The following is a 22,573-nucleotide window of genomic DNA, read 5'->3' as shown; positions in this document are numbered from 1 at the left end:
AAATGATGAAAGGGTATTTGAAAATAGTCATGTTATTTTTGGCTTTAGCATGCATGTTTGCGCTAGCAGCATGTAAAGGGACAGACGAAAAAAAGGAAACAAATCCGACCTTGGAAAATAATAAAAATGAACAAAGCAATTCTTCAGAAGAACAGAAAAATCCTGAAGCAAAACCAAGTAATGAAAAAACAACAAAACCATCAACTGAGCCAGATTCGAAAAATAGAACATTTAATCAAAAATCGATTAACCACGTTAAAGATTTGTTTGAATTAGCAAAAGAAGGAAAAGTACCTAATGTACCATTTGGAGCCCATACAGGGGATATTGAAGAAATAGAAAAAGCATGGGGGAAAGCGAATAAAACCGAACAAGCAGGGAACGGAATATATGCAACTTTTACAAATAAAAATGTTGTTTTTGGATTTAATAAAGGGTCACAAGTTTTTGATGTACGCTCATATCATGCAGAACTGAAATCGATTACATTACAAGAAATTGAAAAAGCATTAGGAAAACCATCTTCAGTTAAAGAGAATGGTGAAGACAAAATATATGTATACAAAGTAAATAACCAGTATGAATTAAAATTTGTCATTCCAAAATCGACTGGTAAGGTAGATCATATTTCCGTATTTTCACCAGAGGATAGTATTAATAAAATGGCAGGATAAGAAATTAAGTGATTTCAAAAACACCTCACTTTCTTTAAGTGAGGTGTTTTTAGTTGTAAACAAGGAACTTCTCCTTTCATATGCGAAATACTTCACTTTTGTTTTTTTGCATGCATCCAATAAGGAATGTTGACCTACTGAAAAAGTAGTAACCTATAAATTATGTGTAGGATGGTTCACGATTTTTTTACGTTCCAAATGTTGAACAAACAGTGCTTGAACGATGCCCCCAACTAATAAGAAGCAAGCGCAAATATAAAAAAGCATACTACCACTTAGTTTACTTAATAAAACTGCACCAATAACTGGTCCACACGTTCGAGATATATCCCAATGTATACCGTAAATTGAAAAATATAACCCACGTTTATCAGGAGGTGCAATTTCTGAAACGAATCGTAATAAATGGTTTAGAGCAATACTTTCTCCAATGACTAAAAAGAGTAAGGTGAAGAATAACGACAATATCGTCGTTGAATAACTAAAGCCAACTGCAGCTATTGTAAAGCAGGTATAAGAAATAAGGATGATTTTCGCCATAGAAAATCGTTCAGACCATTTTACGAGGAAGATTTGTAGAATGATTTCCAAAATGGCTTTGCATGTTGAAATAAATGCGAGTATGAATACGAGATTAGGAAATACATGTTCTGCGAAAATACGATAATTCGTCTCAGTTTGTGCATAAAAAAAGCTAATAGGAAGTGTAGAAACCATAAGACCGAATATGGCGTAATGTTTAAAAACAAATTGCTTTGGTGAACTTGCCTCAACTGTTTGTTTTGACTTACTTATAGGTGGAACGGTTTCTGGGAGCTGTGTCCAAACAACAACGGCATATATCGTAAGGGTTACGCTTTGCACGATAAATAAATATTCTGGGTGAGTATTATAAAAACTTGCACCGATTAAAGGGCCGATTACAGATCCAATTGCTCCCATCGTTTGTAGAAGAGCAAAAATTTCTGCTTGCTGCTCTTTTTTTGTTAAATCAGCAATTTGTGCACGTTGAGCCGGAATATATAAGGAACGGCCAATGCCATTAATGACATATAACAGTGCAAATATAAAAACGGATTGAGCGAAAACGAAACTACCGATTGCAACACTTTGTAGCAATAAGCCGAGTAACATAATCTTTTTTCGACCATATTTATCAGTAATCCCTCCAGCAATAAGTGTAAACAAAATGTCTGAAAGTGGCTGTAATCCGAAAATCAGCATAGTTATTATTACATTGCCGTTTAACATTTTATTAACGTAAATAATCATAATGATAGCTAGCATAGATTCAGTCGTTCGGGTTAATAATTCACCACACAGTCTAATAAAAATAGGTTTATTGTAACGAAGTAAGAGATAATTCAATATTAATTCCTCCTTTCTATATTGAAATGATAAGATGAAAGAAGAATTGGAAAAAGGGTAGAAACAATAGGGAGTATTTTTCACCTTTTAGGGGGATTATGATGTTTATTTTAGATCAATACATTGAACTATGGATTGCTTATGGAAAAGGGAAAAAAGAGGGAGAACGATTGGAAGTAACAGTGCAAAATATATCTGAAACATTATTTTGTACAGAGCGTAATAGTAAATTAATTATAAAAAAATTAGATGAGTTAAATTGGATCAAATGGTTTCCAGGTCGCGGCAGGGGAAATCGTTCTAAGTTAATATTTCAAAAGCACCCGATATCTTTAATTTTAGATAGAGGAAAAGAAATAACGAAAAAAGGGGATGTGAAAAGCGGAAGCATATTTGTGGAACGCTATAGCTCACATTTTCCGTCAGTAAAGGGAGAATATCACTGCTGGGTGGATTCAATATTTGGTCATAAGATTGAAATGACATCTGAAGGGAGAAGAGATGTACTCCGGTTGCAAGTACAAATGAATTTAGATATCACATTAGATCCTGTATACGCTACAATGCGTTCAGAATGTCATATGGTAAAACATATATTCGACACACTCGTGTATGTAGACGGTAATACAAACATTATAGAGCCAAGACTTGCATTTCACTGGGAATATAATGACGCTGAAAAAATATGGACGTTTTATTTACGAAAAGGAGTTCACTTTCATAATGGAAAACAACTTACTGCACATGATGTTATATACTCATTGAATCGATTTATGAAGCTGGAAAATAATGCACACGCATGGATGTTACAACACGTTGAAAGTATCCGTTCAGTGGATGACTATGTTGTCGAAATTCAATTACATACGGAAAATAAAATGTTTTTACATATGATAAGTGCAGAACAGTGTTCTATCGTGAATGAAGATGAAGCAGGAGAGCTAATTGGAACAGGGCCTTTTCAATTATATAAAAGTAATGAAAATCTGTTCATTTTAGAAGGTCATCCTTTATATTTTCGTGAAAGACCTTTTTTAGATCGTGTTGAGTTGTGGAATGTAGAACAAGGTGTAGGTACATACGATGTTTTAGTAAAGGCGCAGTATAAAGATAAAGAAAAACATAATAAAGAATTGTCTCGGCTTGAGTCGAACGTGACATATATAACATGTAATCTTACGAAAGAAGGACCAATGCAAGATGAGTTATTTCGGAAAGCGTTATATAAAATCATTCATGGTTATACAATCGTTCAAGAACTCGGCGGAGAACGTGGAGAAGTGGCAAAGAAACTAATATTAGCAGGTGAAAGCATTGTAGAGATTGAGGAAGATGTAGAAAGTTTAATTAAAAGGAGTACTTATCATAATGAAGCGCTACAGCTCTACACATTTACAGGACGAGATCATGTTGAAGATGCACAATGGATACAAAAAGAGTGTGCGAAGTACGGGATTCGTGTAGAAAATAATTTTCTTGATATAGAAGAGCTATTGGAAGTAAGTACGATACAAAAGGCCGATATGATGCATGATAGTGCCACAATAAGTGAACGAATAGAAGATAGTCTATTATATATGTTTCTTACAAAAAATAGTTTTATTCATGGACAAAGCAGCATGGACTTTTATGAAAAGTTGTCTACTTATTTTAAACAAGAAGAATTAGAGAAAAGAGTTACATTGTTACGCGATATTGAGGATACTTTGTTACGTCAAATTCATATTATTCCTTTGTATCGTAATAAACAAGAGGTAAGTACACATGAAAAAGTCCAAAATATAATGATTAATTCACAAGGTTGGATTGATTTTTATAATATTTGGTTTAAATCTTGATATATAAGGGCTTTTGCGCATTTTCATAAGATGTGTAAGAGCCTTTTTTGTATGTGGGAATAGGTTTGTTTTACACATTGTTACGCTACTTGTGATAAAAGTCTATTTACAGCGTAACACTGTTATGTTACATTGTTATCAGGAAGGAGTGTTATACAGTTGAGTACAGATTTGATTTCAAAAAAAGATTTATTAGAACTAACTGGCATTTCATACGGACAGTTATATAGGTGGAAAAGAAAAAATTTAATACCGGAAGATTGGTTTGTACGAAAGTCAACATTCACGGGTCAAGAGACATTTTTTCCGAAAGAAAAGATATTAGAGCGTATTGATAAAATCCAAACGATGAAAGAGGATTTATCACTTGATGAACTAGCGAATATGTTTTCACCGAGTGTGAGAGAAATTCTTTTAACAAAGGAAGACATTTTACGTAAGGAGATTGCATCAGAACCAGTTTTACAATTTTTCATAGAACAAACGAATAAAACAGCAGAGTTTCAATTTGTAGATATTCTTTATGTGTACATGTTAGAAGAATTATTACAATCGGGAGATATTAGTTTAGAAGAAGGAAAAATGGTCTTGCAAGTTTTACGTGAAAATTATGAAGCAATTAAACATAAAACTTGTGATTTAATCATTGTACGAAAGTTAGGGATTTCTACATGTTTATTAGTTTCAAACGTGGAAGATTTAATTTTTGAAAAAGGCACTAAAATCGTTTTACGCGAAGCGATTATGAAATATACCGAAGCATTAAAAACGAAATTGTTGTAGTGGAGGAGAAAGTATGCGTACAGATAATTTGATTATAAATGGTTACGGTTCATCGAATGGTGGCGAGTTTCATAAAGTGCAATTAAACGGAAAAGGTACTGTGAATGGAAATGTTGAATGTGACCAATTTGAATGTAACGGTTACGGTGCCGTTACTGGAAATTTGAAAAGTAGCAATGCAAGAATTAGTGGATCAGGTAAAATCGACGGTACAGTTCATGCTGAAACGATGCGAATTGATGGAAAAGCAACAATTACGCAAGATGTGAAGGCAAACAGTTTGAAAATCGCAGGAAAAGGTACGGTAGGTGGAAATGTTACTGGTGAAGAATTTAAAGTCAATGGTCAAGCGACAATTGATGGTAATTGTGAAGTGGATACGTTTTCTTCAGAAGGACAATTTACAATTGGTGGATTACTAAGCGCTGATGAAATAAATATTAATATTCACGGTACATGTCGAGCGAAAGAAATTGGTGGTCAAACGATTAAAGTAAAACATAGACTAAGTACTTTTAGTAGGCTGTTTAAATCAGTATTTGGTATGCAATTAGAGGCTGAACTATTAGAAGGTGACAATATCGATATTGATTATGCTCACATAAGAACGGTAAGAGGAAATAATGTTACGGTAGGACCGAACTGTGAGATTGAACTGATCGAATATACGGGTGTTCTTACTGTTGATAAAAGCGCAAATGTAAAAGAAATTAAGCAGATTTAATGGAAGGGAGAAAATGATATGGAACATCAACATAGTCTTACTGTTAATGGTTCTGGTAGTTCAGCAGGCGGAGATTATAATAAAGTGAAGATTCGCGGTGAAGGAACGATTTCTAATGACATGAGCTGTAATGAATTTAAAACGTACGGCACGAGTGAAGTGTGCGGTAATATGAAAGTGAAAAGTTATGTCGTGTATGGAGATAGTGAAGTACAAGGAAATGTAGATGCGGAATATGTAAAAGTATACGGAAATACACAAATGCATAGTGATGCTCATATTGAAAAAATAAAAGTAAGAGGTATGATAGAAGTTAAGGGGAAATTAACTGGTGATTTCGTAGATGTGAAAGGCGCTTTAAATGTAAAAGGAGATATTGAAGTTGAAGAACTATCACTAACTGGTGGCCTTGAAAGTGATGGATTACTTAATGCTGAAAATATTGAAATTTCACTTCGTTATGAAGGTAGCAAAGTAAGAGAAATTGGCGGTAAGAAGATTACCGTTCGTAAAAAAGCGAGATTTATTCCATTTACAAATCATGCTGGAAGCCTCCAAACGTCTATCATTGAAGGAGATGAGATTTATTTAGAGCATACGATTGCTGAAGTAGTAAGAGGAAACAACGTTACCATTGGTCCAGGATGTGAAATTAGTGTTGTAGAATATCATACTAGTTTTAACCAAAAAGGTAATGCAGTTGTAAAAGAACATAAACAAATATAAGTAGTACGAGGGAGAGCAAGGTTATGGTTGAGAAGAATAATAAGCTCGGCTTTGTTGTGGCGGGCTTATTGCTAGGTATTTTAATGGCATCAATGGATAATACCATTGTCGTAACAGCGATGGGCACAATTGTTGGTGACTTAGGAGGCCTTGAAAACTTTGTATGGGTCGTTTCTGCCTATATGGTCGCAGAAATGGCAGGTATGCCGATATTCGGTAAACTATCAGATATGTATGGTAGAAAGAGATTTTTTATTTTTGGTTTAATCGTCTTTATGATTGGTTCGGCACTTTGTGGTACTGCTGAAAATATTACACAGTTAGGTATTTATCGTGCGATTCAAGGTATTGGCGGCGGGGCATTAGTGCCGATCGCGTTTACTATCGTTTTTGATATTTTCCCTCCTGAAAAGCGCGGGAAAATGGGTGGGTTATTCGGAGCGGTATTTGGTTTATCAAGTATTTTTGGGCCGTTACTTGGTGCGTATATTACAGATTACATAAGCTGGCACTGGGTATTTTATATTAACTTACCACTTGGCATTTTAGCACTTATTTTTATTACATTCTTTTATAAAGAATCACGAGTTCATAGAAAGCAAAAAATTGATTGGTTTGGCGCAATTACTTTAGTTGGTGCAGTAGTTTCTTTAATGTTTGCACTTGAACTTGGCGGACAAAAGTATGATTGGGATTCTAACTTTATTTTAAGTTTATTTGGTGGATTCGCTATTTTAATTATTGCATTCATTTTTATTGAACGTAAAGTAGAAGAACCGATCATTTCATTTGAGATGTTTAGACAACGTTTGTTCGGAATGAGTACAATTATTGCTTTATGTTACGGAGCTGCGTTTATGTCAGCAACTGTGTACATTCCGTTATTTATTCAAGGTGTATACGGTGGTACCGCAACAAACTCAGGATTATTACTTTTACCGATGATGTTAGGATCAGTCGTAACAGCGCAGTTAGGCGGATTTTTAACAACTAAACTTAGCTACCGAAACATCATGATTATTTCTGCGGTTATTATGCTAATTGGATTATTCTTATTAAGCACGTTAACGCCAGAAACAAGTCGTGCATTATTAACAGTTTATATGATTATTATCGGATTTGGAGTCGGTTTCTCATTCTCTGTACTAAGTATGGCAGCTATTCACAACTTCGGTATGGAACAGCGCGGGTCTGCGACTTCGACGAGTAATTTCATTCGTTCATTAGGTATGACACTTGGTATTACAATCTTCGGAATGATCCAAAGAACAGGTTTCCAAGATCAATTAGAAGAAGCGTTTAAAGGTATGAGCGGGGGAATGAATACAAAATTAGGGGATTCAAGAGCCATTTTATCAGAATCGGCAAGATCTCAAATACCTCCGCAAATATTAGATAAGATTATTGACGCTCTTTCTAGTTCAATTGTTCAAACATTCATGTGGGCATTGGTACCAGCTGGATTAGCATTCATATTCATTTTCTTTATGGGAAATGAGCGCATGGTAATTAAGAAACAACAAAAAAATAAAAAGAGCGAAACATCAAAAGCGTAATGAAAAAGCTCCTTTCCAATTGGAAAGGAGCTTTTTCGTATGTATGGTGTTAGATTAGCCTTCGATAATTTCGTATTCTTCGTCTGCAAGTAATAAAATTTGTGTTTTCTTACCTTTGTTTTGAACTTCGATTACATCGTATGCACCTAAGTCTCTTACTTTGCTTTGAGAAGCGTTAACCATAACTTCCATAGAATCGATTAAGATATCTTCTTCAATGTATGATTCAGGCAATGCCATATCTTCAGTTTCTAATACACATGCGTATAGATTTTGTAAGTTTTCAGCAGTTGGGTTTTGTTCCTCAACATCAATGATGTTTTTTACTACTTCCATATTTTCTTCTTTTACTTGGTATACTTTAATTTTAGCCATTGTTTTAATCTCCTTTATAACGTAATCGTAGAGGCTACACTTCATTATAACGTTTTTTTCATGAAAGATGAAATTGTTATATGTATTTATAGTAAAAATTATGTGTTCTTACTCATTATTGGTGTAATTACCTTACTAATATTATGAATAGGTAACGATATTCCTACGTTAAAGTTATATTGTCCAAGCTTTTTTGTTTTCCTTTCATATATATGTATTAGTTATTCTATATAGAGAAGGGATGGAGTGTAAGTGGATTGTGAGCCGAAACGTGATTGTGGATGTTGCCAAAATAGTATATGTGAATTTTTACAAAGTCTAGAACCGTATACTAAAGTTGAAAGTATTGTAATAGCAGGAAACGAAATCGTTGTATCCTATTTTCTTTCATTTAATGCGATGAAAGGGATTGTATCATTCGTACGAGAAGACAGTGAGGTTATTTTTGTAGATTGCTCAAAAATTGATGCAATCCGAATAGGAAAAGTTTGTAGTTGCAAATCGAAAGTTAAATATATTGAAGAGGACTTTAGCCTGCTAGGAAATGTTTGCCCGCAATGTTTAACGGAGGGGAGTAGAATCTTTTTCGATTTTAATAATCCGGAATTAAATGTGTCTTTCCAAGCAACAACAATTAATCCACCTAGATGTACTGAATTTACAGATGAACTTGGGAATGTAGTAAAGCAAATTACTATAGTAGGCGAGGCGATTGTTTCTAGGGATTTCGTTCAAGTGCCTGAACTGTTAGGTTTTCGATTGCTTTTATCGCATCCAGCTGGAGATCCTTTAAACTACGGATTGTTATTTATTAATTTTCCTGATGCAATTTTTATTTTTATATTGGCATCAAGTGGATACCTTTCCATTTCGAACTGTTTAAAAATAGATAGTGGAACTGGTAATGCCGAAATAGAAGATCTGAAAAAAATGATAAAGGATGACGATAACACGTACAAATCGGTTGTTAAATTGACTAAAGTATATAAGAACGGCGCGACGGAATCTTTTATTTATAAAAATGAGTTATAACATATCTATTGATTAACCCTCTTACATTATATTGAGGGTTTTTACATATATGAGGTGGATTGTAGTATTAAAGTAAGTGCTTTGTTAATAGGAGTGTTAAAAGTTAATTATTAATAGGTAAGAGTAATTTCCTATTACAGAACTGTTTATTACAATAAATTATTTCAGTAAAGCTAGGGAAATCCTATTTAAGTAATCTAAATATAGTAAGGGCGTAACAGATAATATAGGTAAAACAAATAAGAAAAGGGCTATTTAAGCAGCCCTTTTTTAATTATGTAATTAGCTCTTAGAAGTCTTTATTGTTTTTATAAAGTTTTCCAAAACTGATATAATGTTTGATCAAGAATTGAATTATTTACTAAATTCTTTTTGAGCTGTCCTATAGCTTCCGATGATATTTTGGTAACTTGGGAGATGTTTAGCAAGTAAATTTCCAAAGCCTTCAATATCATTTCGCCAGTCACGCTGTAATTCTGCTGCCACGCTAAACCAGTTCATTAATTGGACTCCTCCGTGGGCCATGCGCATTAGGGCAGCATCAGCAACTTGTTTACTAAAAGTTCCGGATGCATCGGTTACAACAAACACTTCATAACCTGCCTTTACAGCTGATAACGCTGGGAAAGCAACACAAACATCAGTAACTACTCCTGCGATAATTAATTGTTTTTTACCAGTTGCCTCAATAGCTTTGACAAACTCTTCATTGTCCCATGCATTAATTTGTCCAGGGCGCGCTATTTTAGATGAATTGGGAAATAATTCAATTAATTCTTGCATAAGTGGACCATTAGGACCGTCTTCGAAGCTAGTTGTTAAAATAACTGGTAAATCAAAAAAATTAGCGGTATTAGCAAGCGCTAAAACATTGTTCTTGAACTCATCAACACCGTAGTCACGCACAAGGCTGGAGATAAGACCAGTTTGATGATCCACTAAAAGAACAGCGGCATCACTTTTTGAAAGACGAGAATAGAAATCAGACATTTTATAATCCCCCTTAAAAAGCTTATTTATAAATTAATCTTACATTTATTCAGCTTAATTGGATATATGGTTAAAACTTTATCAACAAATAGGTTTCATTTAGATAATAAGATATATATTCTGAAGTCAAAAAAGTGAGGTACTCTTTTTTTATTAGATGTTATAATAATTTTATATTTGCGAATAATTTATAATTATATAAAAATTTAGTTTGATAGGTGTTTGCTTATATGGTAAATGGTCGATTGAAAAATTATATAAGTTGATTCTTAAAGATTTAGAATAAGATTGATTTTATAGAAGGCGGGAATGTAAATGATATATGAAGCGGATATGCATACAAGAAAAAAACTAGTTTCTATGTTTAATGATTTCAATAACGTTGTTTTACTTTCTTATTTACAAGGGCATATGGGTACTGCTTGGGTAAATGATCTTGAAAATCCAACAGTAGCACAAGTTACGGTAGGAATTTTCACATTTTACGCTGGAGACCCAAATGTGCAAGAAATAGAAGAGTTATTACGTAATATTCCTGAAAGAATTTTAGTTATCGTAAATAGTGAAGAGTGGAAACAACGCTTAGAAACATTCCATGAAAGAAAAATAGATAAGTTTTTACGCTATAAGTTCAAACGAAATTCAGAAGGTTTTAATCGTTCAAAATTACAGTCTTTTATATCAATACTTCCAAAAGGATATGAGTTAAAAAGAATAGATGAGCATATCGCAAATAGCCCTACATTACATAAGATCTCCGAAGATTTTACAAGTCAATTTCAGTCGGTAGAAGATTATATAAACCGTGGTATAGGTTATAGCATTTTATATAACGGAGAAGTTGTATGCGGTGCATCCTCGTATAGTATTTATAATGATGGAATTGAAATTGAAGTAGCGACTGATCACAATCATAGAAGAAAAGGTTTGGCAACTGTAGTTAGTGCAGCTCTTATATTGGATTGCTTAGAAAATGGAAAGTATCCAAACTGGGACGCAGCGAATACTACATCTGCTAACCTGGCAGAAAAGTTAGGATATGTTTTTGATAAAGCGTATGATACTTATTTTGTGGATAATAGATGAGTGAAGGAATTACATACTAAAAAACAAATACGCCCTAGTACATAAGTCTAGGGCGCATTTGTTAGTTGGTAAATATCTTCATAACAATCTTATCACATTTTATCTTTTGAATGTTTGGAATTAAAGATATTTATGTGACTTTTTGAAAAAATAAAAGAGCAGCTAGCAAAAGCTAACTGCTCCTCTCCAAGGGAGAATGGAGAAATACAATCATGTTACCTAAGTATTGACGGAACATTAAGTTTTAATCAGCCATTTATAAAAGGAGAGATAAAATATCTTTGATTAATCCTTAGGCTCCGATTAGGAGTACTGATAGAAAAACGATTGAGAATATACTTTTTTATCCCGCATTAACGGGCAGTAAAACCCCCACTGATTAAAGTTTCACTTTATTACATTTACAATTTAAATAGTAGAACGTGTTTTTCGTAGTTCTCCAAACACCAATTATATTTTTTTAGAATAATTGGATGGACTGCTTCTTTCGTAGTATCGACTTCAGTATAGCCATATTTCTTATAAAAGTTTTCTAATTCCTCAAAAGGAAGACAATATACATCTTGTATTTGTGATTTTCTCGCAGTTTCTACTAAAAATGAAACAAGCTCACCAGCTAATTGTAGCCCTCTAAATTGAGGCAGAATAAAAATTCCGCCCATTTCTAAAGTATCTGCATCTATTTGGACTAATCGTCCAACACCTGCATACTCGTTGTTATATGTAATAATTGCAACTTTATCTCTCTTTAAATCACTTCTTACAAACCCTATCGATTCATATTGATTATTAATCCATTCTAAATCATTAGATGTAGCTAGTTGAATACTCATGTGCATCCTCCTTTGGCCAAATTGCGCTATTTTCATTATATAGAAAATAATTTTAGGGAAAAAGTAGTTGGAATCGCATAATTTTCATTAATAGTTCAAGTTTTGAAGAATAGTGCATACAATATAAAGTGTTTTCCTTTCTTCATTTAAGTTTTACGTATATAATTTAAAAGTACTATTTTTATTTTATTATTTTATATTTATAACAGAATAGAGGTTTAAAAATGGGTGTTAAAATCATTACGGATAGTGCGGCGGATTTACCAGTAGAATTGCTGCAAGCATATGATATTGATTTAATTCCACTCCGTGTATATGATGAAGCAGAAACAGAGTATTTAGATGGAGTAACATTAGAGTCAGTTACATTATTGCAAAAAATGAGAGAAGGCGCTGTTTATAGAACGTCATTGCCTTCACTTGAAACTTTCCAAGAAAAATTTGTTTCTTATGCAAAAGAAGGTAATCCTTGTATATATTTAGCTTTTTCATCTGAACTATCTGGTACATATCAATCATCAGTTGTCATTAAAGAGGAAGTAAAAGAAACATATGCAGATTTAGATTTAGAAATTATTGATACGAAATGTGCTTCGCTTGGTCAAGGTCTTGTCGTTTTAGAAGCTGCTAAAATGGCAAAAGACGGCGCATCAAAAGAAGATATTTTAAACCGTGTCGCTTTTCTAATGAACCATATGGAGCACATCTTTACTGTAGCTGACTTACAGTACCTTGTTAGAGGTGGACGTTTAAGTAAAGTAGCTGGTTTTATCGGTGGTTTACTAAACATTAAGCCGATCTTAAACGTGGAAGAAGGAAAACTTGTACCACTTGAAAAGGTACGAGGGAAAAAGAAAGTACTTGGCCGAATTGTAGATATTATGGAAGAGCGCGGAAAAGACCTTAAAGGTCAAACAATTGCTATGACTCATGGCGACGACTTAGAAACAGCTGAAGCATTAAAATCATTAATTACGGAAAGATTTGGCTGTGAAGTATTTATCGTAAATACAATTGGTGCAGCAATCGGAGCACATACAGGTCCTGGCGTTATAACGTTATTTTTCTTAAATGAAGTAGAGTAAAGGATTGATCTTTTGATCAATCCTTTTTTATTTTTTAATCTGTGATAATCGGTCGATATGGTATTGATGAAGATAAAATCTTTGAAGTTTTCCTATATCAAATGCCCTCTTGTAGAGGGAGTATTTTTTATATGTGGAATGATACTTAATGGTAGAAGAAAAGAGTATAAATACGAATGTATTTATAGGAATCTGAATATTTAATGATATCGAAATTTTGTCATTTCATATATAATTGTGTAGGGAGAAATATCTGTAACTATTTGTAAAAATAGGAGGCGGCTATAAAAATGCAAGAAATTTCTAGATGGGATTTAAATCGATTGTATTTGAATGAGGATATTCTATTTCCGATTTTGGAGTTGAAAGAGCAATATTTTGTAACAAAAGATGTAGAGGTTCTTTCAAAGCTTATACAAGCTATTGAAAAAGCGGAATACTATTTCTACTGTCAATCGGTTGAAGAAAGTGTTTCATCTGACCTTACTAAATTGACTGTGAAAGTGAAGGAACTAAAAAGTGAAGTACAGCAAGTAATAAAACATAATGAAGTGGAAACTTCAGATAATACTAAGTTAATAAAAGATGAACTTAATGCGTGGGAAAATATGTACATACAATTACGGGATAGAATAGAAATAGAGCACAATAATAAACTATTATCCTTTGGACAAGCAAATACTATTGCAATGAATAGTGATAATGAAAAGGAAAGATTAGAAATATTCGAGTTACTTACAAATGCATTAAATAAAGAAAAAGAAATCTTTGCTACTGTATTAAATCAAATAGGAAGATTGCGTAATACAAAGAGTAATGACATAGAAGATAGAGAGATTTTAACACAATCTTTTCATGCGAATGGCATTTCAGAAACTGTATTATTACAAATGTGGAATGTGACAGAAGAAAATCTTGATAAATTAGTAAGTGCTTTAAACATGTATAAGAAAGGGAAGGCTTCGATTACATGGCATGAACTTATGACAGTAAAGGAAAGTAATGAGGTTACTATTCCTTTTTCAGTAGCAGTACAAAACGTTTATGATGCATGTAAAAATATTGATGAAGAATTAGCAGAATTTGCACGTAATGCGATAGAAAGTGGATGGATAGATGCTGAACCGAGAGAGAATAAACCATCAGGTGGGTTTTGTGCTCCATTTTTCAGTGAGAAAGAATCGAGAATCTCCATGCGTTATGATGGGAGCATAGATAGTGTAAGAGTGCTGGCTCATGAATTAGGACATGGTTGGCATTTTTATAATATGAGTTTTGAACAATCTACATCTTTTTTAGATGATTATTTGCCGATGAGTACGGCTGAATCAGCATCTATTTTCTTTGAAACGGTACTCTTAAATTATCTAATTGAAACAACGGATAGTAAAGATATGAAAAAGACATTGCTTAGCTGGAAAATAAGAAATAGTTTTAATTATGTAATGGCAATACGAGCATCGTATCAGTTTGAAAAAACATTTTATGAAAAATGTAAAGAGGGTCTATTAAGTGCTGATGAAATTGAGAAATTATCTATAATGGCACAAAAAGAAGCATATGGAAATGCTTTAAGTGAATACCAGCCGTTTGTATGGATGAAATATATTCAATTTTATATAGCAGATGTTCCTTTTTACAATTATCCATACACATTTGGATATTTAGTAAGTTTTAGTTTATTAGAAATAGCTCAAGAAAGTAAAAGTACTTTTCATCCGAAATATAAAGAGTTTTTACGAGAAACAGGAAAGGCTCCAGTAGAGGAGCTTATGAAAAAATATTTTGAAATAGATATAAGGAATTATGAATTTTGGAATAAGGCTTTTATTCAAATTTCTAAAGACATTGATGAATATTTGCAGCTTATTTAAGGAGAGAGTATAGTGGATCAGCAGTTTATAAAAGGTATACCTTTTTCAACTTTAGAATATGCAAAAGCTATAAGTTTATTAAAAGGTTGGCTACATGAGCAGCAAGAGAAACCAAGGTTTGTAGTAACTGCAAATCCTGAAATTGTTATGTCTGCAAGGGAGAATACGGAAAAAGCAAAGCGCTTTAAAAAGATGTTACTATCTGCGGATTTAATAACAGCGGACGGGATTGGTGTCATAATTGGCTCGAAAATATTAAAAGGAACTTTGAAAGAACGTGTTACTGGGGCGGATTTAACTCGTGATTTAATAAAATATTGTAACGACAATGAATATCGTGTCTTTCTTTTTGGAGCCGCTCCAGAAAGTAATAAAAAGGCATTAGAAAAATTAAATGAGCAGTTCCCAGGAGCGCAGTTTAAAGGACAGCATGGATTTGTAAATGGTGAAGAAATAGAAAAAATAAAAATAAAAATTAAGCAATTCAAGCCACATTTACTACTCGTAGGACTAGGTTCACCAAAACAAGAAGAGTTCATCTATGAAAACATACAAACATTAAACATTCCGCTATCTATTGGTATCGGAGGCATGATTGATATAATATCTGGTACTGTAAAAAGAGCGCCGAAAATAATGAGGGATACTGGAACTGAATGGCTGTATAGGTTACTCTCACAGCCAAAAAGGTTAAAGAGACAACTTGTACTTCCGAAATTTTTATTGTCGGTTATGTTAGAGAGAGTGAAAGGAATGCCAAGTTAAGAAAGGACAAGTAAGATGATAGAGCCGTTATCTAATAAAAAAGCTACCATGATTTTTCAAGAGTTAAAAGTAGAATGCGAAACTTTATTTGAATTTAAAATTCGAAATGCAATACCTATTCATCGTGGTTGGTTAAATTTGAAGTGGAAACTCGAAACGGATGCAGGGGATTTTGTATTAAAGCAATATAATCAAGAACGGTACAAAATGTATAACTCGGACCTTTTAATACAAGCATTACAACAACAGCAAAGATTACATAATAATGGTGTAAGTTGTCCAAAGGTATTAATTTATAAAAATAATGTAATGCATATATCAAAAAGTGATGAAAGATTTATAGTATTAGAACATAAGGAAGGTAGCTTAGTTTCACCAGGAAAAGTGAATCAAAAGGAAATTCACTCTCTTGGTCAGACGATAGGTTATATGCATAACTTGTTAAATGATGGCTCTTTAATAAAAGGAGAAAATCCTAAATTTGTTCCACCTACTAAAGAGGCAAGATTGAAACATTGGGAAGATAAAAGGAGAGAAGTAGAGAAGCTAGGAAAAGAGCACATTCTCCCTTATATAAAATTACAACAAGAGGCAACACAATTGGTAAGTGTAGATCAATTTCATAATAGCAAATGTGGATGGGTGCACCGTGATTTATGGGTAGATAATTTCTTGTTTCATAATGATAAAGTATCAGCGATTCTTGATTTTGATCGCATGGATTACGATTATGTAGAGTTAGATATTGGCCGTGTAGTTATATCGTGCGCATTAAGTGACGGAGTATTAAATAAGAGCCTTGTTGCATCATTTTTAGAAGGTTACCGCAATGAAGTAGACTTTCCAGTAGGGAATATTGTTCGGGCAATTCAAATCCTTTGGTACATGGAAAGTACTTGGTGGATTCATGCCAATATGGATCAGCATAGTGTACCACCTTCACGCTTTGCAGATGAAATGAATTGGATAGCTGAAAATTATGGTGTATTACATAATATATTGGCCGACTTATAAATAAAGAGGAGACTACATACATGAACAGAATCGGCATTATTGGAGCAATGCAAATTGAAATAGATTTACTTTTAGAAAAACTAGTTATACAAGAGGAACAGACAATAGCGGGAATGCCTTTTTATATTGGAGAATTCATGGGAATAGAAGTAATTATTACACGTTCTGGTGTAGGGAAAGTAAATGCAGCTGCATGCGCGCAAACATTAATTCATAAATTTGTTGTAGATTCTATCATTAATACAGGCGTTGCTGGCGGATTACATTCAGATGTAAAAGTCGGCGATATAGTTATTTCAACTAACGTTACTCATCATGATGTAAGTAAAACTCAAATGAAAAACTTATTTCCGTTCCAAGAGGAATTTATAGCAAGTAAGGAATTAATAGAGTTAGCACGTAAAGCTTGTATTAGTAGTAGTTTACGGATTGCAGTTCATGAAGGAAGAATTGTCAGCGGTGAATGTTTTGTTGAAGATTCAAAGTTAAAGGCGAAATTAATAGACGAATACGCACCTCATTGTACAGAAATGGAAGGGGCAGCAATTGGACATGTTGCCTACATAAATGATATACCGTTTCTCATTATAAGATGTATTTCTGACAGCGCAGATGATGAAGCTCAAATTTCTTATGATGACTTCGCGAAAACTGCTGCGAATTATTGCTCAGAAATTATTATTGAGATGCTTAAAAATATAAAGAGTAAAACTGTACTATAGTTCAAAAGGAGAGAATGAGATGTTACAAGCATTAATTTTTGATATGGACGGAACGTTATTTCAAACAGATAAAATTTTAGAATTATCATTAGATGATACTTTTGATCACTTAAGATCACTACAATTATGGGATACAGTAACACCAATTGATAAATATAGAGAAATTATGGGTATGCCGTTACCGCAAGTTTGGGAAGCTTTATTACCGGACCATTCTATTGAAGTAAGAGAACAAACAGATGCATATTTTTTAGATAGACTTATTGAAAACATAAAAAGTGGAAAAGGCGCTTTATATCCAAATGTAAAAGAAATATTTACATATATAAAAGAAAATAATTGTTCAATTTACATTGCTAGTAATGGTTTGAAAGAATATTTACGAGCAATCGTAACTTATTATGCTTTAGACAAGTGGGTGACTGAAACGTTTAGTATTGAACAAATACAATCGCTAAATAAAGGTGACTTAGTTAAAAGTATTATAAATAAATATGATATAAAAGAGGCAGCGGTAGTTGGTGACCGGCTATCTGATATAAATGCAGCGAAAGACAACGGTTTACTTGCAATTGGGTGTAATTTTGATTTTGCGCAAGAAGATGAACTTGCTCAGGCTGATATAGTAATAGATGATTTAATGGCGTTGAAGGGGATATTATCTGAAGTGAAGAATACGCACGCTATGAATTAAATAAGTTAACAACCATAAAAATGCTCAGAATAAATGATTCTCGAGCGTTTTTATGTATTTTCATACTTAGGGGGAATGGACTTGAAAGATATACATATTCAACAAATAGAAAATTCAATGGAATATGAATTCAGTCATCTCGTTCAAGACAGTGAAGAAGAAGGTTTTAATTTCCTTATAAGGCTAATAAATGAATATAAAAACAAAATAAATACATTCAATAAAACTGGAGAATGTTTATATGGTATTTTTCAAGGTGATATGTTAATTGGAGTTGGAGGTTTAAATGAGGATCCGTACACAAAAGACAATAAGATTGGGCGGTTAAGGAGATTTTATATTTCAAAGGATTTTCGGCGTATAGGGTTAGGGAACTTATTATTAAACCAACTATTATGTCATGCGGAAAAGTATTTTGAAGTGATTGTATTACATGCTGACACGAAGGAAGGAGATGCGTTCTATACTGCAAATGGATTTGTAAAAGAGGAATTATATAAGGGATCTAGTCACTACAAAGTATTATCGAGGTAGCTACCAAAAGAATAGACGGACAGGTATTTTAGTTGGTAAATCGATATATCTTAAAAATCGCTGATATATATATGAAGTTGCGACCCTTATATTAAAAAACAACTTTTATAATTTCATTTACTAAATTGTTATTATAAAAAAGAGCACCTTAGCTTTTAAAATTTAGCTTATAAGGTGGCTCCTTTTCAGTCAATTACGTTTTAACCTTCATTTGTTTCAATAATAATCCTGGTTTACCTTTTACATAATAAAAATGCGGATTATTTTCATCATCGTAAAGCATAATATAAGGCTTTTCATTTAGTGGGAGTAGTATAAGTACTTCGTCTATTGTAGTGTGTAACCATTGATTAGTAATAGAAACCGGCTTAGATAATGGGATTTTTATCATATAGCCATCTTTTGGAACGACATTTAAGTTTTTAAATGGACCAGTAATTGCTTTAGCGTATTGAACTGCTTCTTTTTGGACTACTGGATCTAAAGATTGTTTTTGAATGACCATTTCTTTTTGACAATCAAACACTTCAATTTGTTGATTTGTATTTGCGAACGCATTTGTTGATAATAGAAATAAAAGAAGAGAAATGACCCCGATTTTTTTTATCATAATACAACACCTCACCATTACTATCCCCTCAAAAGCTTTAAATATTTTTCTGTCACATTCATGTAACAAAGATGTTGTATGATACAATTGGTTTTTGTTTAAAAGCAATGGAGGAAAAAATATGAAAGTTTTAATTGCAGATGACGAACAAGATATGTTAAGAATTTTAAAAGCTTATTTTGAAAAAGAAGGCTTCGAAGTTTTATTAGCGAAAGACGGAGAGGAAGCACTTCAAATGTTTTATGATGAAAAAATTGATTTAGCTATTTTGGATTGGATGATGCCGAAACATAGTGGTATTACTGTCTGTCAGGAAATAAAAAAGAATTCAAGCGTAAAAGTGTTAATGCTTACGGCAAAAAGTGAAAGCGAAGATGAATTAGCTGCGCTTCAAAGTGGGGCAGATGAGTACGTGAAAAAACCATTTCATCCAGGAGTACTAATTACGCGAGCGAAAAAGCTTATTCAGCATGATGATATTATTCAAGTACAAGATGTAAAGATAAATTTCGCCAAAAATAAAGTATATAAAAATGATATAGAGTTAGAAATTACAAAAACAGAGCTCGAATTAATAAAATGCTTTTTAAATCATAAAGGAACGATTTTAACTCGTAAAAAATTGCTAGATATTGTATGGGGATTTGACTATTTTGGAGAAGAGAGAACGGTTGATACACATGTAAGAAGGCTGCGTAAAAAAATTGGAGAAAATATTATTAAGACGCATCGCGGGCTGGGCTATAGTTTGGAGGAACAAGGTGAATAAACTTGGGAAAAAGTTATTTTTCAGTATTTCTGCAACTGTTATTCTCATCTTTATGATTTCATTATTATTCATTAACAATCTCTTACCGAACTATAATATTTATAAAACACGTGAAAACTTAAATAAATTTACAACACAAATACAAAATACAACAGTGGAAAATATAGAGGATGTTATTCATACAATTGAAAGTGAAAATAACGTTACAATTGCGTATACGCCAATTAATCAGTCAGAAGATGCTATGAACGAAGCGTTACGCATGCAACTTACGAAAAAGAAAGTAACTTTAAATAAGCTTTGGATTACGAAAGACGAAGTTATGAAAGTGAAGACGGAAGGACAATCGAATAAACTGTACGATCAAGGAAAGGTAAAAGCGAGTTTTTTTGCTAAATATATTGCGAAAGATGATACGATAATTTTAATTGGGACTTCCATTGCGAATTCAAATGAAATTATAAATACGTTAAATACATTTTACTTATACATCGTATGTTTCTCGCTCCTTCTTATTATTTTACTTGTGTGGATACTTTCAAAAATAATAACGACGCCACTGAAAGAGCTAAGTGATGTAGCTCAGGATATTTCACATTTGCAGTTTAAAAGAACGAAAGTGAAAACGAATGATGAAATAGGAGAGTTGGCCAATAGTATTAATATCATGAGCGAAAAACTACATGAAGCACATCAAGATTTAACTGATCGTAATGAACATTTAAAACGATTTATGGGTGATGTGACGCATGAATTAAAGACACCGATCGCATTAGTAAAAGCATACTCTATGGGGATTAAAGATGGATTAGATGATGGGACTTATGTAGATACAATTATTAAACAAACAGATCAAATATCAAATTTAATTGAAGAACTATTACGATTTTCTAAACTAGAAAGAGATATTTTACAAAAAGAAGAATTCCCCATTGAATCACTGGTCCAGAGTATATTAGATAAGCATCAGATAGAACTGGATTCGAAAGAAATTAACTTGCAAGTAAACTGTAATACGAGCGATACAATCGTTTATGCAGATTTAAATAAAATGAGAATGGTGTTTCAAAATTTAATTTCTAATGCAATAAAATATTCAGCAAATCAAAACATAATAATTACTTTAGAAGATAGAAATAAAAGTATATATTTTCAAATAAAAAATGGCATTCATACAGAAAAAATTAAAGATATCGATAAAATTTGGGAGCCTTTTTACGTACTAGAATCTTCTCGTAGTAAAGAAAAATCAGGTACAGGATTAGGACTAGCGATAGTGAAAAGTATTTTAGAAAGACATGGTTTTGAATATGGAGTTTCCTCTATAGATGGAGAAATTCAATTTTATATAAATGTGAAAAAGGATTAATGAAAATATTAGTCCTTTTTGCAGCTTTAGAGGTTAGCGATACAGGATGAATCACCTTAATTTTCAAAATCGATGTATTAAATGGAGAATTAGCAAATGTTCTACTTTCATTAAATTCACGTGAAGTTCACAGGGAAACGTTATATTTACATAGTTACATTTGAATTTAATGAAGTGAGGTATTCGGATTTGAAAAGAAAGAAATTAGTAATTGGTAGCATTTTAATGGGGATGACGTTATCTTTATCTGCATGTGGTTCATCAGATAATATTGTAACTACAAAATCAGGAAGCATTTCAGAAAGTGATTTTAACAAAAAATTAAAAGAAAACTACGGTAAACAGAATTTATCTGAAATGGTAGTAGAGAAAGTATTAAATGATAAATATAAAGTTACGGATGAAGAGGTAACGAAACAACTGAAAGAATTAAAAGACAAGATGGGCGATAATTTTAGTACATATATGGAATCTAATGGTGTGAAAAATGAAGATCAGTTGAAAGAGAAATTAAAGCTTACTTTCGCTTTTGAAAAAGCTATTAAAGCAACCGTAACGGAAAAAGATATTAAAGATCACTATAAGCCAAAGCTTCAAGTTAGCCATATTTTAGTGAAAGATGAAAAGACAGCAAAAGAAATTAAAGAAAAATTAAATAGTGGCGAAGATTTCGCGGCATTGGCTAAACAATATTCAGAGGATCCAGGTTCTAAAGAAAAAGGTGGAGAACTATCTGAATTTGGACCTGGTATGATGGTGAAAGAATTTGAGGATGCTGCGTATAAGTTAGAAGTTGGTCAATTGAGTGAACCTGTTAAATCTTCTTTCGGATATCATATTATTAAGCTAACGGATAAAAAAGAGCTTAAACCGTATGAGGAAGAGAAAGAGAATATTCGTAAAGAATTAGAACAGCAACGTATACAAGATCCTCAATTCCATCAACAAGTTACTAGAGATCTGCTTAAAAATGCAGATATAAAGGTATCTGATAAAGACTTGAAAGATACCTTTAAAGAGTTGGAAAAATAATAAATGGAATGTAAGGCAATCGATAGAAATATTGGTTGTCTTTTTCTCTATTTATCCCGCTATTTGCCGGGCAGTAAGACCCCACCTCAAAATTCAGCGGAAGCAAAGAAGTTAGGTGGG

23 protein-coding genes are annotated in these 22,573 nt (G+C 32.8%); 18 read left to right on the top strand and 5 right to left on the bottom strand.

The window, feature by feature from the left end; genetic code table 11:
- The first annotated feature begins 2 nt into the window (after nucleotides 1-2).
- The gene (locus RT27_RS25620; RefSeq protein WP_042968965.1) at nucleotides 3-674 is read left to right on the top strand and encodes a YjgB family protein; all 672 of its coding nucleotides are present in this window, start codon (nucleotides 3-5) and stop codon (nucleotides 672-674) included.
- Between the two features lie 153 nt (nucleotides 675-827).
- Here RT27_RS25620 and RT27_RS25615 read toward each other — a convergent pair whose 3' ends face one another.
- Nucleotides 828-2,042 carry an MFS transporter gene (locus tag RT27_RS25615; protein ID WP_029442585.1) on the bottom strand — a complete coding sequence of 405 codons (1,215 nt, stop codon included), beginning with the start codon at nucleotides 2,040-2,042 and terminating at the stop codon, nucleotides 828-830.
- Nucleotides 2,043-2,143: 101 nt separating this feature from the next.
- Here RT27_RS25615 and RT27_RS25610 point away from each other — a divergent pair, with 101 nt between their 5' ends.
- From RT27_RS25610 to RT27_RS25590, 5 genes are all read left to right on the top strand, one after another.
- Entirely contained in the window at nucleotides 2,144-3,880 is a 1,737-nt protein-coding gene (locus tag RT27_RS25610) for an SgrR family transcriptional regulator (RefSeq protein ID WP_043938022.1), read from the top strand.
- Nucleotides 3,881-4,039: 159 nt separating this feature from the next.
- Nucleotides 4,040-4,663 carry a YhbD family protein gene (locus tag RT27_RS25605; protein ID WP_016081229.1) on the top strand — a complete coding sequence of 208 codons (624 nt, stop codon included), beginning with the start codon at nucleotides 4,040-4,042 and terminating at the stop codon, nucleotides 4,661-4,663.
- 13 nt (nucleotides 4,664-4,676) lie between these two features.
- A complete protein-coding gene (locus RT27_RS25600) occupies nucleotides 4,677-5,387 on the top strand; it encodes a polymer-forming cytoskeletal protein (protein ID WP_016081230.1) in 711 nt (236 codons plus the stop codon).
- Between the two features lie 18 nt (nucleotides 5,388-5,405).
- Complete coding sequence (locus RT27_RS25595; protein ID WP_000401031.1) at nucleotides 5,406-6,113, top strand: polymer-forming cytoskeletal protein; 708 nt, start codon at nucleotides 5,406-5,408, stop codon at nucleotides 6,111-6,113.
- 23 nt (nucleotides 6,114-6,136) lie between these two features.
- The gene (locus tag RT27_RS25590; RefSeq protein WP_029442583.1) at nucleotides 6,137-7,669 is read left to right on the top strand and encodes an MDR family MFS transporter; all 1,533 of its coding nucleotides are present in this window, start codon (nucleotides 6,137-6,139) and stop codon (nucleotides 7,667-7,669) included.
- Between the two features lie 54 nt (nucleotides 7,670-7,723).
- Here the strand turns inward: RT27_RS25590 and RT27_RS25585 are convergent, their stop codons facing one another.
- A complete protein-coding gene (locus RT27_RS25585) occupies nucleotides 7,724-8,044 on the bottom strand; it encodes a hypothetical protein (protein ID WP_016081233.1) in 321 nt (106 codons plus the stop codon).
- A gap of 252 nt (nucleotides 8,045-8,296) precedes the next feature.
- On the opposite strand from RT27_RS25585, the gene RT27_RS25580 reads away from it, so the two are divergent.
- On the top strand, nucleotides 8,297-9,076 hold the full coding sequence (locus tag RT27_RS25580) for a BC_2878 family exosporium-associated protein (RefSeq protein WP_043938020.1): 780 nt from the start codon (nucleotides 8,297-8,299) through the stop codon (nucleotides 9,074-9,076).
- 354 nt (nucleotides 9,077-9,430) lie between these two features.
- Here the strand turns inward: RT27_RS25580 and ycaC are convergent, their stop codons facing one another.
- Nucleotides 9,431-10,066, bottom strand: a complete 636-nt coding sequence (ycaC, locus tag RT27_RS25575) for an isochorismate family cysteine hydrolase YcaC (RefSeq protein ID WP_043938019.1) — start codon at nucleotides 10,064-10,066, stop codon at nucleotides 9,431-9,433.
- Between the two features lie 315 nt (nucleotides 10,067-10,381).
- Here ycaC and RT27_RS25570 point away from each other — a divergent pair, with 315 nt between their 5' ends.
- Complete coding sequence (locus RT27_RS25570) at nucleotides 10,382-11,152, top strand: GNAT family N-acetyltransferase (protein WP_016081236.1); 771 nt, start codon at nucleotides 10,382-10,384, stop codon at nucleotides 11,150-11,152.
- Nucleotides 11,153-11,553: 401 nt separating this feature from the next.
- Here RT27_RS25570 and RT27_RS25565 read toward each other — a convergent pair whose 3' ends face one another.
- The gene (locus RT27_RS25565) at nucleotides 11,554-11,985 is read right to left on the bottom strand and encodes a GNAT family N-acetyltransferase (protein WP_029442581.1); all 432 of its coding nucleotides are present in this window, start codon (nucleotides 11,983-11,985) and stop codon (nucleotides 11,554-11,556) included.
- A 224-nt stretch (nucleotides 11,986-12,209) separates the two neighbouring features.
- On the opposite strand from RT27_RS25565, the gene RT27_RS25560 reads away from it, so the two are divergent.
- From RT27_RS25560 to RT27_RS25530, 7 genes are all read left to right on the top strand, one after another.
- Nucleotides 12,210-13,070 carry a DegV family protein gene (locus RT27_RS25560; protein ID WP_016081238.1) on the top strand — a complete coding sequence of 287 codons (861 nt, stop codon included), beginning with the start codon at nucleotides 12,210-12,212 and terminating at the stop codon, nucleotides 13,068-13,070.
- 290 nt (nucleotides 13,071-13,360) lie between these two features.
- Nucleotides 13,361-14,944, top strand: coding sequence for a M3 family metallopeptidase (locus RT27_RS25555; protein WP_043938018.1), 1,584 nt, complete (start codon nucleotides 13,361-13,363; stop codon nucleotides 14,942-14,944).
- A gap of 12 nt (nucleotides 14,945-14,956) precedes the next feature.
- Nucleotides 14,957-15,709, top strand: coding sequence for a WecB/TagA/CpsF family glycosyltransferase (locus RT27_RS25550; RefSeq protein WP_043938016.1), 753 nt, complete (start codon nucleotides 14,957-14,959; stop codon nucleotides 15,707-15,709).
- A gap of 15 nt (nucleotides 15,710-15,724) precedes the next feature.
- Complete coding sequence (locus RT27_RS25545; protein ID WP_029442579.1) at nucleotides 15,725-16,723, top strand: phosphotransferase; 999 nt, start codon at nucleotides 15,725-15,727, stop codon at nucleotides 16,721-16,723.
- Between the two features lie 20 nt (nucleotides 16,724-16,743).
- Nucleotides 16,744-17,445 (top strand): 5'-methylthioadenosine/adenosylhomocysteine nucleosidase, encoded by a 702-nt coding sequence (locus RT27_RS25540; protein ID WP_043938014.1) that lies wholly within the window; start codon nucleotides 16,744-16,746, stop codon nucleotides 17,443-17,445.
- 19 nt (nucleotides 17,446-17,464) lie between these two features.
- Entirely contained in the window at nucleotides 17,465-18,139 is a 675-nt protein-coding gene (locus tag RT27_RS25535) for an HAD hydrolase-like protein (RefSeq protein ID WP_043938013.1), read from the top strand.
- 33 nt (nucleotides 18,140-18,172) lie between these two features.
- Entirely contained in the window at nucleotides 18,173-18,673 is a 501-nt protein-coding gene (locus tag RT27_RS25530; protein ID WP_043938012.1) for a GNAT family N-acetyltransferase, read from the top strand.
- Nucleotides 18,674-18,866: 193 nt separating this feature from the next.
- Here RT27_RS25530 and RT27_RS25525 read toward each other — a convergent pair whose 3' ends face one another.
- Nucleotides 18,867-19,283, bottom strand: coding sequence for a hypothetical protein (locus tag RT27_RS25525; RefSeq protein WP_029442576.1), 417 nt, complete (start codon nucleotides 19,281-19,283; stop codon nucleotides 18,867-18,869).
- Nucleotides 19,284-19,404: 121 nt separating this feature from the next.
- Here RT27_RS25525 and RT27_RS25520 point away from each other — a divergent pair, with 121 nt between their 5' ends.
- The 3 genes from RT27_RS25520 to RT27_RS25510 all read left to right on the top strand — a co-directional run bounded on the left by RT27_RS25520 (nucleotide 19,405) and on the right by RT27_RS25510 (nucleotide 22,453).
- On the top strand, nucleotides 19,405-20,052 hold the full coding sequence (locus RT27_RS25520; protein ID WP_029442575.1) for a response regulator transcription factor: 648 nt from the start codon (nucleotides 19,405-19,407) through the stop codon (nucleotides 20,050-20,052).
- Complete coding sequence (locus tag RT27_RS25515; RefSeq protein ID WP_029442574.1) at nucleotides 20,045-21,421, top strand: HAMP domain-containing sensor histidine kinase; 1,377 nt, start codon at nucleotides 20,045-20,047, stop codon at nucleotides 21,419-21,421. The genes RT27_RS25520 and RT27_RS25515 overlap by 8 nt, the downstream gene beginning before the upstream one ends.
- 189 nt (nucleotides 21,422-21,610) lie before the next feature.
- The gene (locus RT27_RS25510) at nucleotides 21,611-22,453 is read left to right on the top strand and encodes a peptidylprolyl isomerase PrsA (RefSeq protein WP_029442573.1); all 843 of its coding nucleotides are present in this window, start codon (nucleotides 21,611-21,613) and stop codon (nucleotides 22,451-22,453) included.
- Nucleotides 22,454-22,573 lie beyond the last annotated feature (120 nt).

Source organism: Bacillus sp. L_1B0_5, from assembly GCF_000836715.1.
Classification (GTDB): domain Bacteria; phylum Bacillota; class Bacilli; order Bacillales; family Bacillaceae_G; genus Bacillus_A; species Bacillus_A thuringiensis_S.
The sequence above is the reverse complement of the archived record's forward strand: the minus strand, read 5'-3'. Positions and strand labels throughout refer to the sequence as shown.

Excerpts from the sequence above, each read along its gene's own strand:
- RT27_RS25565 (WP_029442581.1), bottom strand. The coding sequence starts at position 11,985 with ATGAGTATTCAACTAGCTACATCTAATGATTTAGAATGGATTAATAAT.
- RT27_RS25560 (WP_016081238.1), top strand. The coding sequence starts at position 12,210 with ATGGGTGTTAAAATCATTACGGATAGTGCGGCGGATTTACCAGTAGAA.
- RT27_RS25535 (WP_043938013.1), top strand. The coding sequence starts at position 17,465 with ATGTTACAAGCATTAATTTTTGATATGGACGGAACGTTATTTCAAACA.
- RT27_RS25520 (WP_029442575.1), top strand. The coding sequence starts at position 19,405 with ATGAAAGTTTTAATTGCAGATGACGAACAAGATATGTTAAGAATTTTA.
- RT27_RS25610 (WP_043938022.1), top strand. The coding sequence starts at position 2,144 with ATGTTTATTTTAGATCAATACATTGAACTATGGATTGCTTATGGAAAA.
- RT27_RS25525 (WP_029442576.1), bottom strand. The coding sequence starts at position 19,283 with ATGATAAAAAAAATCGGGGTCATTTCTCTTCTTTTATTTCTATTATCA.
- RT27_RS25590 (WP_029442583.1), top strand. The coding sequence starts at position 6,137 with ATGGTTGAGAAGAATAATAAGCTCGGCTTTGTTGTGGCGGGCTTATTG.
- RT27_RS25545 (WP_029442579.1), top strand. The coding sequence starts at position 15,725 with ATGATAGAGCCGTTATCTAATAAAAAAGCTACCATGATTTTTCAAGAG.
- RT27_RS25600 (WP_016081230.1), top strand. The coding sequence starts at position 4,677 with ATGCGTACAGATAATTTGATTATAAATGGTTACGGTTCATCGAATGGT.
- RT27_RS25595 (WP_000401031.1), top strand. The coding sequence starts at position 5,406 with ATGGAACATCAACATAGTCTTACTGTTAATGGTTCTGGTAGTTCAGCA.
- RT27_RS25585 (WP_016081233.1), bottom strand. The coding sequence starts at position 8,044 with ATGGCTAAAATTAAAGTATACCAAGTAAAAGAAGAAAATATGGAAGTA.
- RT27_RS25555 (WP_043938018.1), top strand. The coding sequence starts at position 13,361 with ATGCAAGAAATTTCTAGATGGGATTTAAATCGATTGTATTTGAATGAG.
- RT27_RS25620 (WP_042968965.1), top strand. The coding sequence starts at position 3 with ATGATGAAAGGGTATTTGAAAATAGTCATGTTATTTTTGGCTTTAGCA.
- RT27_RS25570 (WP_016081236.1), top strand. The coding sequence starts at position 10,382 with ATGATATATGAAGCGGATATGCATACAAGAAAAAAACTAGTTTCTATG.
- RT27_RS25530 (WP_043938012.1), top strand. The coding sequence starts at position 18,173 with ATGATTCTCGAGCGTTTTTATGTATTTTCATACTTAGGGGGAATGGAC.
- ycaC (WP_043938019.1), bottom strand. The coding sequence starts at position 10,066 with ATGTCTGATTTCTATTCTCGTCTTTCAAAAAGTGATGCCGCTGTTCTT.
- RT27_RS25540 (WP_043938014.1), top strand. The coding sequence starts at position 16,744 with ATGAACAGAATCGGCATTATTGGAGCAATGCAAATTGAAATAGATTTA.